We start from the raw sequence: 12,490 nt of genomic DNA, 5'->3' as shown, positions 1-12,490 counted from the left end.
CCTGCTTAATACAGGAATTGTTGGTTTATTTGACTCGCCAAGACTAAGAATAAGGATCGGAGTGTTGTTCTGGTGGGAGTGGTGGTGGTTCAGTTGCTGGTGGCTCGATGGGAGGAGCTTTGACTTGAGTTTGCAGAGCTTTACCCAATACATAGGAAGTACTGCTGATACCCAGTAATCCCAAAATCTGATCTGGAATAGCGGTTGGAAACGCTGGTGGTTTATTACTGGTAATAATCAATACTAAACTCATTGAAATGACAAAGGTAAATATTAACAGTTGAAAGCGTGCCAGGCTTGCATCACCTGAGCTTTCACTAATCAACATATCAAGATTAATTCCTCTTCTCTTATCAGGCTTGTAATTCCAAGTCCCTTCCCAAATAAATATGAGAATGAATATTTCTAAAACTGCCACAAAAATAGTAATAGCACAACCGATAACCAGCGCCAGGATTACAAAAATATCGTTAATGTTAAGCACGCTCTGACCTCCGTTCTTTAAGAATTGAAGATAACTTAGCCCAAAGATAAGCAAAGTTACTTCCTCCTAATGCAAACAGAAATTCTGTTCGGATTCTTGGCAGGCTACAAGGAACATTGGGAGCTTTGCATAAATTCAAGTTATGTCTAACGTCAAATAGGTAGTAAACAACGAATATCAAACTAAATATCAATAGCTGCAATCGCTCTGGACTATATTTGTGATTACCTGTCTTGTCATACAATAATCCTCTCAGATTTATTTTCTTTTTGATTATGAGAAAAAAAATAGAGGACATCAAGCCTACAAGAAATAGCCAAATCTCAACTTGAATAAATTTAGATAAGGCATTAAATCCCCATTGTGCTTCCAAAATTTAGCCTCCATGTTAAATATTTTGCCATTGCAATCACTGCTAAGACAGTCAATATCCTAAGGGTTAATTTATTTTTATACAATAGGTAATATAAAACTTATTTTTAGATAAATTAAGTTAGTCTTTCTTAAATATTATTCACTTAAAATTGATATAAAGAAACAATACAAAATAATTGCGATCGCCTACACTATAGTGCTTTAGATCTCAATTAAACTGCTGCGAACTGCAACAAGCTTTTAAGAGATAGATAATAGTTTAATCTTCTCTTAATTCCAGCTTTATCCGGCTAATGCAATACTTATACATACTTGCAGTATTTTGTTTCTTGACTCATCTCTCATCGCTCAAGCCAATTTTACCTAATATCTATCCCCCAAATAGTATGAGATGCTAAAAGCGAACATTGCTAAGAGCAGAGGAATCACTGTACTCAACTCCATTTTTCGTTGTTTTAGCATTTCTAAACAAGATATGGGAATCATCAACGGCCAGAAGACAGTAGTAATCAAAAACATTACAAAAGATAAAAGTTTATCTTCTGGAGAAGAGGTAGGATGACGAAGGGAAAATACAAACCAACTACCAAAAAAATAGCACGAGATAAGTAGGTAACTGATAACTACAGCTAATTGTATCTGACTCACTGCAAACACTCCTTCAGCTAGTACAGCAAGGCGTAAGTAAATTATCCATTGAAAATGTCTGAAACCCTTACGAACAGGCAATTATAAATCAAAAATTACTAATTTCGCGTAGCGGTACTAGTTACCGATAAGCGGATTTCATATAGATAGAATACGCTACTATAGCTCGTTATCCTAAATCCCTAATTAGCCTGTTACTTACCTTATAGCGACCTGAAGGTGAAACGCTCATCTAGTAAAAAGACAAGTATTAGTTTTTATAATCTGATATTAAAAAGATATTTCTCAATAAAATAAATATTAAGCTAAGTCAGAAAATATGCAAACTAGTAATTTCACTTAATCAAATAAATATCACTCCGATATCAGGAGTTGGAATTGCCGCACAGTAGATATTGATAGACATCTCCATCGCAGCTGGTCATAGTTAGTAGAAATTAGTTTCAAAAGTATATAAATTCTTTGGTACTTGCACAGTGTATTTACTTAGTCTGGGGAATTATTGTCAGGGAAGAGGTAGGCGATCGCAGCACAACCAGAGACAGTTACTAAGCTAACCAAAAATGCAGCCAAGATAAAAGTAGACATATCAATAATTAGTTTTTTGTATTTGTATAGCAATTACGCAATGTCTGTCTGTTATTTGGTGTCATGGTGAACACAGACATAGTGTAAGACTGTGATTATTTACAGTGATATGTCCGCTCAAGAGCCGCTGCTTACAAGGCAAAGCAGGCTTATACTAAGCTCAGAATCAGAGTTCAGTGTGAAACTATCCTTCATATTTCAGTATTCATTAGGAAAACTATATTTTTCTGATTTTTAAGCTAGCAATTGGATATGACACAGCCATGACTACCTTGTGTCAATCTATTGTATGTGTATCAATTTGTACGAGTCATCAGCTAGGCAAACTGCACAAATGCATTTGTGGTAGTCTATCCTACTAAGCTCATGGTGCCTATTTTTGATTTTGGAAAAAACCGCCAATCCTTCTACCCTAATGCTCTTAACAGAGGGACTTCGGTAACTAACAGCTGATTTTGGGTGTAAGAGCGATCGCCCATTTTTTACAGCGAATTTCAAGTTAGTTAAGTACAGAGCATCAACCACGAACCCAAGCATCAAGCCTGTTTTACTTCTGAATTCTGGATTCTAGCATTTTTATTATGCTGTAAGTCCCAACAGAAGCTCTTTCAAAAGCCCAACACCTGCATTGATTTTTCTAGTACTTCCTTTGGGCGAAATGGTTTAGTCAGATATAGATCCGCACCAACATCAATTCCTTTTTGTTTATCAAATTCCTGTCCCTTAGCTGTTAACATCACGATGTAAACGTCCGTCATTTGCAGGCCGTGTTTAACGGTCTGGCAAACTTCTAGACCATTCATTTTAGGCATCATCACATCGAGAAAAACCAGGTTTGGTTTTTCAGTTTTAATAGTTTCAAGAGCTTCTTCTCCATTTCTGGCAGTTAAGAGTTCAACTCCCTCATCTTCTAATGCTTCTAGAGCTTGTTCCATCAAAGTCACGATATTTGGTTCATCATCAACAATCAGAATTTTCTGAGTCATACAATTTTGGATTTTGGATTTTGGATTAGGGATGAGAATAATTCTGTTCTAGTACCCAAAAGATTAGCGATCGGACAGCATAATAAAGAATACATTCTCCAACTCCTTCTCAAACCTGAGAGTTTTCACCAAGTCGGCTTCTTGAGAAAAGATAGAATCGATGATGATCATGTCAGGTTTGGCTGAGAGGGCTTTATTAATGCATTCCTGGGGATTGGAGGCTTCAATTACGCTATATCCTTGAGTTTGCAGTACATCCGATATGGTTTTTAATGTTGATGCATTTTTATCTACAACCAATACCTTTTTACTAGAAGTACCCTGAGAAAGCAGTGAGCCAATTTCATTGCGGAGTTGCTCTGTGTTGATGGGCTTGGTGAGATAGCGATCGATACCAATGTGATAGCCCCGTTCCTTATTTTCAATAATTGACAGAATAATGATCGGAATATCTGCGGTATGAGGATCGTTTTTAAGGACTGCTGCTACGTCGAAGCCGTTGATTTGGGGCATCATCACATCCAGGAGAATTAAATCTGGACGGTTTGTTTTGATTTGATGAATTGCATCCATACCGTCTTTTGCTTCCCGAACGTTATAGCCTTCGTTTTCCAGTTGTTGACGGAGCAGTTCCCGAATATTGACATCATCATCAACTACCAGAATAGTTTTACGGTTTTCGTTCAGTACAGTGTTTGTGGTGATGACGTGTTCTTTGAGTTGTTTGACTAACGCATCCAGATTCAGATTGGTACTGGCTTTGCGATCACTGGTGTAGGTGGGAATGAGGAACGAGAATGTGCTGCCTTTGCCTGGTTCACTCTCCACCCAGATTCTACCGCCATGATGATCGACAATTTGTTTGCAGATGGGCAATCCTAAGCCTGTGCCTTTGGGTTTGTCGGTAAGAGTATCGCCAACTTGACGGAATTTCTCGAACACTTTGGGCTGGTCTTCAGGTGCAATGCCTATACCTGTGTCGATGACACTGATGCAAACACCATCATTCCTTTGTTTGATGCGACAGGTAACAGAACCAGATTTGGTAAACTTAACGGCATTAGAAATCAAGTTGATCAAGACTTGCAACAGACGGTTGCGATCGCCTACTATTTGCGGCAGTCCAGGTTCAATCTCGCTGACCAACTGCAAGCCATTAGTTTCAAACAACGCCGATGTGGAAGTGGTTGCCCAATCCAGTAACTCGGTGGGATCGAGGGGTTGCATCTGCCATTCCACCTTACCTGCTTCCATCTTGGCGATGTCTAAAACATCGTTAATCAAAGATGTCAGCCGTTCTGCTTCTGACACAATAATGGTGAGATTATCACCCACCCGCTTGATCGTTTTCTGAAGCTTGCGGTCTTCGGTAGAAATTATGGGAAACACATCAGTTTCTAGCTTTTCTTTAATAATGGAGGCAAAACCGAGGACAGAAGTTAGCGGTGTTCGCAGTTCGTGGGAAACTGTGGAAATGAAATCGGTCTTCATCTTGTCAACTTCCTTTTCCGCCGTTATATCCCGAATTAATAACGCCGAACCGAAGCAAGCGGCGGGTTCGTTCTCTACCGCTTTCTTGAAGATAGCGGTCGCTACTGCCTGACCAATACGTTCCTTTGCCAGTGCAATTTCGGCAGCGAACACCTCTTGGGGATGAGACTGGGTTTGTTCAATCAGATTGGCTAAACCGGATATCGGCAGTTCTCGGTAATGCCCGTTGATGGCGGTGGCTGTCAATCCATGCATAGCTATAAAGGCAGGATTGAAGTGAGTGATTTGTCCGGTGATATCTGTCACCAATAGACCATCCGCTAAGTTATCCAAAATAGCATTTAAACCCTGCGCTTCTGCCAGAGTATTTTGCAGAGCAGCAGTTCGTTCTGCAACTCTGGCTTCCAGTTCTTGATTTAGTTGGCGTAGAGCGATTTCTGCTTGTTTACGGGCAGTAATATCAGTATTGATTTCCAGTATGGCGCTGGGCTGACCATCGATGTCTCGTTGCAATGTCCAGCGGCTCTGTACAGTAATCTGTATGCCATCATGGGTGAGGTGTTGTACTTCTCCTTCCCAATTTCCTTGTTCTAATAACTCAGCTACGATTAATTCCTTCGGTTTGGGAAAGGTTTTTTTGATAAATTTGTAAATGTATTGGTCTTTAACTTCTTCACGCATCCAACTGTAGAGCCTTTCAGCACCTTGATTCCAGTACAAAATTTTGTCGCTCATGTCACGCACAATGATGGCATCGCTGCAATGATTCAACATATCTAATAAACGTTGATTTTCGGCTTCTGCCAACTTGCGTTCGCGTAGCGCGGCTAGCCGTTCGTGAATATCAGTACAGGTGCCAATCCACTCGCGGATGCTGCCATCTTCTTCCAAAACGGGGGCACCACAAACCGAGAAGTAGCGGTAGGTGCCATCTTTGCCACGTAGCCGATATTCGGTTTCATAGATACTTCGATTAGCTACAGCCGTACTCCAGGCTTCAAAGGAATGGGGACGATCGTCAGGGTGAATCGGATCGATCCAGCCCCAACCAGCAACTTCCTCTTCAGTCTGACCTGTGTAGGCGATCCAGGTGAGCATTTCACTGCTGATCCCCAATCCTTCGGGAGTAGCCCCCCAGACAATTTGTGATGTGGCAGTCACTAAAGAGCGATATCGTTCTTTAAGTCGCTGATTCTCAGCTTCTGCTAGCTTGCGATCTTGAATATCAGTACAGGTGCCAATCCACTCCCGAACGCTGCCATCTTCTTCGATGACAGGGGCACCCCATACCCAAAAGTAGCGATAGTTGCCATCCTTGCCACGAATTCGGTATTCGATTTGATATTGGCTCAGGTTTGCTACAGCAATACTCCAAGCTTCTCCGGTATAGCCACGATCATCGGGATGAACGGCCTCAATCCAGCCTCCGTTCTCAGCTTCAGCTAAAGTTTGCCCTGTGTAGGCTATCCAGTCTTTAAGTTCAAAGCAAATTCCTTCTGGTGTGCTAACCCAGATAATTTGCGTGTTAGTTTTGATCAGAGAGCGGTATCTTGCTTCGCTCTGTTTTAAAATTTTTTCGGAGTGTTGGTGCTCTAGTTGAGCACGTCTGAGGTCGCTGATGTCCTCGACACTTGACCAGATCAGTTTTTGCCCATCCTGCTCAATTATCTGTCCGGAGACCCTAACTGGAACTAAATGCCCGTCTTTGTGAATGTATTCTTGCTCATAAGGCCCGTAGCGACCAGTCCGTTCTAGGTTCTCGAGTATGGCTTGCTTGACTGTATAATTTTCAGAAGTCATCTGCCAGTAACTAAGATTTAGGGATTCCGGGACAGTACGCCCCAAAATCGCAGCATAGGCGGGGTTGATGTCAATCAGCGTTCCATCTATCCGGCAAAGTACCAGACCAACGGGGCATTTTTCCAATAGCTGACGATTGTATTCCTCTTGGCTAGACATGATGATTTCCTTAGTGGTGTAGTTGGCTAGGGTGAGGGCAACAGAACCAGGACAATAAGGTGGCGTAAAGTTTTAAAGAAATTGGGTGGCGTTGGAACATGTAGTAAATTTGAGCGGGTGATGCAGTGCTAACCTCTGGATTCTGCTGCGAAAGTCGTCGCAGCAGTTGAGTATGGCGCAGTAGCAACTCCGTCGGTTTGAGCATGGGAGTTGTTGAGGGAATGAAGCCGTCTGCATCGGGAGTGGGAGATGACTCAGTTGTGGAAATTGGCGGAGCGATGTCTTCGACAACCCCTTTGGGGAACGCAGGGGCAGAAATCGTACTACTCTGCTCTTCAACAGCTTCCACCATTGAACAATTCACCGGAATCTGAATCCAGAATTCTGTGCCTTTACCTAGTTGAGAACGACACTTAAGAACTCCTTGGTGTTTTTCCACAACAATTTGGTGGCTAATTGCCATGCCTAACCCGGTTCCTTTGCCAATTTCTTTTGTGGTGAAAAAAGGGTCATAAATGCGTCGGATTACTTCCTCCTTCATCCCTGGACCATTGTCGGCAATCCGAATCACAATCTGCTGGTTGTCGAGGACTTCGGTGCGAATGGTAATCATCGGAAGTGTCATTGGTGATTCGTTTGCCAATGACGAATCACCAATAACTGATGACTCTTCTAAAGCATCAATAGCATTTACCAAGATGTTCATAAACACCTGATTCAACTGTCCCGGGTAGCATTCAATTAGGGGAAGTTCTGCATAGTCTTTAACGATTTCAATCTCCGGGCGGCGAATAGCTGCTTTCAGGCGATGGCGAAGAATCATCAACGTACCATCGATGCCATCGTGGATGTTGACTGCTTTCATTCGAGATTCATCATGGCGAGAGAAGTTTTTCAGGGATTGGACAATTTCCACAATGCGATCGCTGCCTACTTTCATCGAATCCAGCAGCTTGGGGAGATCCTCCATGATAAATTCCAAATCGATACTGTCTAGCTCTGATTCCAGATCTGGCGGAGTCACAGATAGAAATTTCTGATATTCTTGCAGCAGGTGCAACAAGTCTTGGGAGTAATCGGCAACATACTTTAAATTGCCGCAAATGAAATTCACTGGGTTGTTGATTTCGTGAGCAACTCCGGCAATGAGTTGCCCTAAACTCGACATTTTCTCACTTTGAATTAACTGGGTTTGTGCCAGTTGTAAATCATGCAGAGCTTGCTGAAGCTTTTCTGTCTGGGCTTTTGCTTGGGCGGTTGCATCAGTGCTTTGCTCGTAAAGTAAAGCTTTTTCAATGGCGATCGCAGTTTGCGAGGCAAAGATACTTACAAGTTTGAGGTGTTCGGCCTTGTAGGCATCAGTTTTGGGCGTTCCAATGGCGATCGCTCCCAGTACTCGCTCCTTTGCTCTTAACGGTACACAAATTAGAGCATTAATGTTTTTCTGCCCTCTTAATCGCGGATCGGCTTGCACATCATTGACCAGTTCTGCCCGGCCAGATTGTACAATGTCGCCAATAATACCCTTGCCTGGTTCCGGCTGATTTTGGTCAAAAAACTGACCAAATTCGCCAATGATTTCAAATGCAGTTCCATCTGAACTGAGGAGTAGAATCATTCCCGCAGACGATTCCATCAATTGACTCATTTCCTGAAGCACGAGTTGGGCAATATGTCGTGTATCCAAGCTTGTTGTCAGTTGAGTCGAAATATCCTCAAACAAATCAATTTCCTGGTATCTCTCCAGTAGTTCTTTAGCGAGTTCTTTCTTTTCAGCTTCCTGTTTTGCTAAAAATGAGAGCAAGTCTGCTACTAGAGTTGCCTGTTCTTCCCCAATAGCCCAACCGATGATTTCTCCTGATACCTCGATGGGATAGCGGTTTCCTGAGGTTTGCTGTCCCATACTGATCAGCTTCGTACCATCTACCAGTTCAACACTAATTGCGATGTTGAGATGAGAGACTAAATTTTGCAGTAGAGACGGCAATTCTTTTTTATTGAGAATCCTTCTGAGGTTAACTGCGGACATGAAACACCTCATCTAGAGCAGGTTGCATAACCGGATTCAAACTAATCGAGTTATTAGTTGCATCCGCTACCCCTACCACTAAGTTTTCTAAGGCGAACATTATCTTTGTTTGCACTTGTTGCTGTCTTATCTTTTGATCGATCTGTGCATTTTTTAGGGACATGCGATCGCTATTAAAAGCTTCTGTAGACTGTGTGATGACAAAAAGGAATTGGTGAGAATTGCAAACTGCCCAATCAACTTCTTTAGTGATTTGATAGTCGGAAATCTGAACAGTTGCTTCAGCGTAGCTATCCGTTCGCCTAGCATCTCTGGAAAACAGAGGAATTGTCATAAAAGTCTAGGAATATACTAATTTATTAATTAAGACTAGTTTTCCCAGAAACTTTGGGGGCGTAACGGTAAAATTAAGCAGCAACAAATAATCTTTAAATTCAGCGTTAGAGCTTGCTTGTCTGCATAGATAATCGAATTTGCCAAAAATTTATCCGAAATTGGTCAGTTACGCGATCAAACGATTAAGCCAAAGGCAAAGAAAATTGAAATTTACTACCCGATCCTTTCTGGCTTTCAACTTGAATCTGACCGCTTTGTAGTTCAACTAAGCGCTTAGAAATAGTTAAACCAATACCTGTTCCCCCCGAATGGCGATCGCGGGATGAGTCAGCACGCCAAAAACGTTCAAATACGTGAGGTAGTTCTTCTGGAGCGATACCAATACCTGTATCCACAACAACAATCCAGAGTTGGAATGAGTCAGCCCAAACACGAATGGTAATTGAGCCTTTGGTAGTGTAACGCACGGCATTACCAAGGAGATTCACTAATACCTGTTCTGTGCGATCCAAATCTGCCAAGACAAAAGGCAATGAAGATGGACATTCCAAACGCAAAACCGGGCCATCTTCTAATAACTGGTCTGTAAATTTTTCTACTAATGACTCTAACAAAGGGCGTAAATTTACGCGCTGTATATTAATTGCTAAATAACCAGCCTCTGCCTTAGATAGTTCTTGCAAATCATTGACTAACCGCTCTAAGCGCTTAGTTTCTTTTGCTAGCCGTCGATAAACATCAGGAGATGGTTCAATTTCCCCATCAGCCAGTTGCTCTAAGTAACCGCGTACAACTGTTAGAGGTGTTCGTAACTCATGGGTCATGTCTCCAATCAGTTCCCGTCGCCGCGCTTCCACCCCTTCTATACTGGCTGCCATGCGGTTAAAACTAGCACCTAGTTGGTTAATTTCTGGAATATCAGACATGGGGAGCCGTGCTTCAAAATGACCCGCCGCAAACTGTCGGGTAATTTGTTCCATCTCGGTCAATCCCTGCATAATCCGTTTCGATACCCAGTAACTCAATCCGCCAGCAGCAGTAGTTCCAACTATCACCGACCAGAGAGTGCTTCTTTGCCAAGCGGTCTCAAATCCTTGTACTAGTTCAGTGCGGATATCAATCAAATCCAACCCTTCATTTTCTAGCCGTTCTAAGTGGAGCACAAAGAAACGGGGAGAAGAGATTTTACTAATGATTACCAGGCTAAAGACCCCTACTATCATCACCACCAAGTGGGAGAATAATAGGCGCGATGCTAAAGGCAAGGACTTTGTCCAACGCCAGCCTTTTTTCATAATCTTTACGCCATAGTTGAGTCATCAAATTTATAGCCTACTCCCACCACAGTTTTAATAAAAGTAGGATTAGCAGGATCAGGCTCAATTTTTTTACGCAACCTAGCTATGTGAGTATCAACTACGCGCTCATCACCAAAAAAGTTATCACCCCAAAGTTTGTCAATTAGTTGGGTGCGGTTCCAAACTCGACCAGGATTGCTCACAAAGGTACTTAGCAAGTTAAATTCTAAAGTCGTTAAGTCCAACATTTCTGGTGGCTGAGAATCTAACTGGCGACTGGCAGTGCGCTGGTCTATATCTACAATAAAGTGTTGGCTGCGATTAACTTGATGTTGTCCACCTTGGCGGAGACTACGCCGTAACAAGGCCCGCACTCTCGCAACTAATTCTCTAGGGCTGAAGGGCTTGACCATGTAATCATCAGCACCAGTGGATAAGCCAATCACGCGATCGATTTCCTCACCTTTAGCTGTGAGCATCAAAATATAAGGGTCTTTTGCACCTGGTTTCTGGCGAATTCTGGCACAAACCTCTAGCCCATCCAAACCAGGGATCATTAAGTCTAAAATGATTAAATCTGGTGGTAGCTCTTGAAACATCCGCAAGGCATTTATACCATCACGGCTAATCCGGCAAATAAATCCTTCTTTTTCTAAAGAAAGTTGGATTAATTGAGCAATTTCTGGTTCATCCTCAACAATTAAAATATCCATGTCAATTAAGGGGAGCAGAATACGCAGAGTTATTTCCTGGCTTGTAATTTTACTCCAGAAACTTGCTAATAGTATGCCAGTAGCCTACTAACAGTTATTTGTAAGTTGTAATACTTTACTTGCAGAGTATACACCAACCCAATGAGCAATTAGTAATAACTAACTCTCAAGATATTTATGTACTCTATCTCATGAATATAGCATTGAAGTTTAAACACCAGAATTTGATAGAGTGCGATAATTGTAGCCAAACTTAGAATCCTTTTGGATGTATTGTTTAATGCTATCTAAGTCAATAAAATAGTCAGCTACATCAATCAAGCTATCGCTGGTTATTGTCCGTAAACTGATAACTTCTACCCGGACTCCTGTGCTGCTAACAGCATTCACTGCATAAGCTAAATCTCCATCTCCACTTACTAAGACCGCCGTATCATAATAAGGAGATAAATTGATCATATCTACAGCAATTTCTACATTCAAATTAGGTTTTTTATAATGCTCGGAAAGTTGGAATTCTTTAGTAACTACACGATAGCCATTCCGACGCATCCAGAAGAGAAAACCTTGTTGCTTTTCATGGGAACGTAGACGAATAGCAGGTGGTCGTGAGATATCAATTCCCGTATAGAAAAAGGCACGCAATAGCCGCGAATTTTCGGTTAAACAACAAAGTAATTTGAGATAATCAATTTCTAAACCAATTTGCAAAGCTGCATGAAATAAGTTTATTCCATCAATAAAAATAGCCACTCTGCCACGGTGAATACCTTGAAAAAGTAAACTTGATACCGCAGAATCTTGTTGTTTAATTTCTTCTGATTCGTTATTATGATTCATTAACTGTTGCCCTTGCCAAGCTGTCACCTCGTTAAGGGGTTTATCTTTATCTTTTTCTTTCGTAAATGTATTCATATCCATTGTTTGATACCTCTAGATTTTCGATCACAAAGAGTTATTGGGCAAATTAGCACTAAAGACTTTGTGCTGATTTATTAGCCTAGCAAAAAATCCCATGCTGTTAATTACTGCTAATAAACCGCACTACTGTTGATTGTGCAGATTTCAAATTGAAAAGCCTGAGTTTTTGACTGGTATCGAGACAGATTTATCGAAATATCCCCAATATATTTAAATAGACCACTATAAACCCAATACTGCTAACTGTTGGCTTTGCACAGAAAATGCAGCATTCAATGCGTTCACATTCCTTTGGGGTAAACGCTTGAGTGGTCTATCGGCATTTATTTGTATTGTACATCTATATTTAAAGAAGCTTACTTAAAATGATTTTTGTATATTGAACAGGTGAATTGTGTATACCAAGAATAAAATTCAACTCCAGATAAATACAGATAAAATCGTATTGAATCTGGAGGAAAACCTCTGTATCAAAAAAAAGAAAGAAGGAGACTTTGCTTCTTTCTTCTTCATTAATTGTATTGTGGTATTTATCGACTTATCCAAGAAGTTTCTTACTGAATCGGCGTTCGTAGTCAGCACTTTAATTGATGACACGCCCTGGGAGCATCCCACTTTGGAAGAAACATCTGGCGAATGGAATTCGCGGCTACACAAACCAA

The 12,490-nt window shown here is 41.4% G+C and carries 9 protein-coding genes; 1 reads left to right on the top strand and 8 read right to left on the bottom strand.

The genetic code is table 11. The features are described 5' to 3' along the window. Positions 1-43: 43 nt before the first annotated feature. The 8 genes from BV372_RS03140 to BV372_RS03095 form a co-directional block, all read right to left on the bottom strand. Complete coding sequence (locus BV372_RS03140) at positions 44-484, bottom strand: hypothetical protein (protein ID WP_086683137.1); 441 nt, start codon at positions 482-484, stop codon at positions 44-46. Between the two features lie 2,219 nt (positions 485-2,703). Continuing rightward, a complete protein-coding gene (locus BV372_RS03125) occupies positions 2,704-3,081 on the bottom strand; it encodes a response regulator transcription factor (RefSeq protein WP_086683132.1) in 378 nt (125 codons plus the stop codon). Positions 3,082-3,144: 63 nt separating this feature from the next. Next, the gene (locus tag BV372_RS03120; RefSeq protein WP_086683130.1) at positions 3,145-6,531 is read right to left on the bottom strand and encodes a PAS domain S-box protein; all 3,387 of its coding nucleotides are present in this window, start codon (positions 6,529-6,531) and stop codon (positions 3,145-3,147) included. Positions 6,532-6,541: 10 nt separating this feature from the next. After that, on the bottom strand, positions 6,542-8,560 hold the full coding sequence (locus BV372_RS03115) for an ATP-binding protein (protein WP_086683128.1): 2,019 nt from the start codon (positions 8,558-8,560) through the stop codon (positions 6,542-6,544). Beyond that, a complete protein-coding gene (locus tag BV372_RS03110; RefSeq protein ID WP_086683126.1) occupies positions 8,547-8,894 on the bottom strand; it encodes a hypothetical protein in 348 nt (115 codons plus the stop codon). Before BV372_RS03110 ends, BV372_RS03115 begins: the two co-directional genes overlap by 14 nt. Before the next feature lie 184 nt (positions 8,895-9,078). Continuing rightward, a complete protein-coding gene (locus BV372_RS03105; protein WP_086683124.1) occupies positions 9,079-10,194 on the bottom strand; it encodes a cell wall metabolism sensor histidine kinase WalK in 1,116 nt (371 codons plus the stop codon). A 2-nt stretch (positions 10,195-10,196) separates the two neighbouring features. Next, positions 10,197-10,907, bottom strand: coding sequence for a response regulator (locus BV372_RS03100; RefSeq protein ID WP_086683122.1), 711 nt, complete (start codon positions 10,905-10,907; stop codon positions 10,197-10,199). A 210-nt stretch (positions 10,908-11,117) separates the two neighbouring features. Further along, positions 11,118-11,828, bottom strand: a complete 711-nt coding sequence (locus tag BV372_RS03095; RefSeq protein WP_086683120.1) for an NYN domain-containing protein — start codon at positions 11,826-11,828, stop codon at positions 11,118-11,120. Between the two features lie 394 nt (positions 11,829-12,222). On the opposite strand from BV372_RS03095, the gene BV372_RS37015 reads away from it, so the two are divergent. Further along, the coding region (locus BV372_RS37015; protein ID WP_143844949.1) for a hypothetical protein at positions 12,223-12,490 on the top strand (268 nt) is incomplete at its 3' end.

Source organism: Nostoc sp. T09, from assembly GCF_002154695.1.
Classification (GTDB): Bacteria; Cyanobacteriota; Cyanobacteriia; order Cyanobacteriales; family Nostocaceae; genus Aulosira.
The sequence above is the reverse complement of the archived record's forward strand: the minus strand, read 5'-3'. Positions and strand labels throughout refer to the sequence as shown.

What these genes read in the sequence shown, in the direction of transcription:
- BV372_RS03100 (WP_086683122.1), bottom strand. Translation starts at nt 10,907, where the DNA reads ATGGATATTTTAATTGTTGAGGATGAACCAGAAATTGCTCAATTAATC.
- BV372_RS03120 (WP_086683130.1), bottom strand. Translation starts at nt 6,531, where the DNA reads ATGTCTAGCCAAGAGGAATACAATCGTCAGCTATTGGAAAAATGCCCC.
- BV372_RS03115 (WP_086683128.1), bottom strand. Translation starts at nt 8,560, where the DNA reads ATGTCCGCAGTTAACCTCAGAAGGATTCTCAATAAAAAAGAATTGCCG.
- BV372_RS03095 (WP_086683120.1), bottom strand. Translation starts at nt 11,828, where the DNA reads ATGGATATGAATACATTTACGAAAGAAAAAGATAAAGATAAACCCCTT.
- BV372_RS03110 (WP_086683126.1), bottom strand. Translation starts at nt 8,894, where the DNA reads ATGACAATTCCTCTGTTTTCCAGAGATGCTAGGCGAACGGATAGCTAC.
- BV372_RS03125 (WP_086683132.1), bottom strand. Translation starts at nt 3,081, where the DNA reads ATGACTCAGAAAATTCTGATTGTTGATGATGAACCAAATATCGTGACT.